The 1,292-nt window shown below is 31.8% G+C and carries 2 protein-coding genes; both read left to right on the top strand.

Features of this window, described 5'->3' with window-relative positions; all coding sequences use genetic code 11:
• Position 1: 1 nt before the first annotated feature.
• Entirely contained in the window at positions 2 to 682 is a 681-nt protein-coding gene (locus tag ABJD66_RS03155) for a M15 family metallopeptidase (protein ID WP_348128135.1), read from the top strand.
• Between the two features lie 12 nt (positions 683 to 694).
• The coding region (locus ABJD66_RS03150; RefSeq protein WP_348128132.1) for an alpha/beta hydrolase at positions 695 to 1,292 on the top strand (598 nt) is incomplete at its 3' end.

Genomic DNA, 1,292 nt, shown 5'->3' with positions numbered 1-1,292 from the left:
TATTGCCTGTAAAGACAGTAAAACAACAGCTGTTACCAATACAATAACTAAAGACACTACGCTAGTTAAAAAAGATACTGTTGTTGTACCACCAGTTAAAACAGAAATAAAGTACAAATCCCTTATAGGTATTGCAGATACTACATTTGTGCGTATAGCAGATTTTAGTGGTGATTTTGCTTATGATTTGAGATATGCAACTACTAATAATTTTTTAAAAGAAAAAGTATATGATTGTCCAGAGTGTTACACTCGTGCAAAAACAGCTAAAGCACTTTTAGCAGCTAATTCAGATTTTATAAAGCTTGGATACCGTATTAAGTTTTTTGATTGTTACAGACCAAATTCTGTACAATATAAAATGTGGAAGATTGTACCAAACCCGCAATATGTTGCAAACCCTAAAAAAGGGTCTATACACAATAAAGGTGGTGCTGTAGATATTACACTAGAGACATTAGATGGTGTAGAAGTAGATATGGGAACAGATTTTGATTTTTTTGGTAAAAAAGCATATCACGATAATACCAATTTACCAGAAGAAATTTTAGCCAACCGAAAGTTGTTAAAAGAAACAATGGAAAAACACGGTTTTTGGTCTATACGTACAGAGTGGTGGCATTACAATTTATCCGCTATGTCTAATGCCAAAGTGGCTAACTTTAAATGGGATTGTAAATAAATAATTATACGTATGAAAAAGTTACTTTTTACAGCAACAGTATTTCTGTTCTTTTGTGTAAATACATATTCTCAAAATATAATTTTACCATTATGGAATGATCAAATTCCTAATCAAAAAGTAACTAAGGAGGTAGAGAAAGTAGTTACAGATAAAATTATAAAAGTTAGCAATGTTCAAAAACCTACAATAGAAGTTTACTTGCCTAAAAAAGAAATTGCAAACGGAAAGGCTGTTGTAATTTTTCCAGGAGGAGGTTATGGGTTTATTGCTTATGACTGGGAAGGTATAAATATTGCTAAATTTTTAAATACTAAAGGTATAGCAGGTATACTTGTAAAATACAGGTTGCCAAATTCTAAATCTTTAAAGGTAGGCTCTAATGCTCCTTTGCAAGACGCTCAAAGAGCAATAAGACTTGTGCGTAGCAATGCAAAAAAATGGAATATAAATTCTGAAGAACTAGGTATATTAGGTTTTTCCGCAGGCGGACATTTAGCATCTACACTAGGAACACACTTTAATGATGAGATATATAAAGCAAAAGATAAAATAGATTCTATTTCTGCAAAGCCAAGTTTTATGGCTCTTGCATACCCTGTAATTACTT

The organism is Cellulophaga sp. (assembly GCF_039943695.1).
In the GTDB taxonomy this organism is placed as follows: domain Bacteria; phylum Bacteroidota; class Bacteroidia; order Flavobacteriales; family Flavobacteriaceae; genus Cellulophaga.
This window is presented reverse-complemented; position numbering and strand designations above follow the sequence as displayed.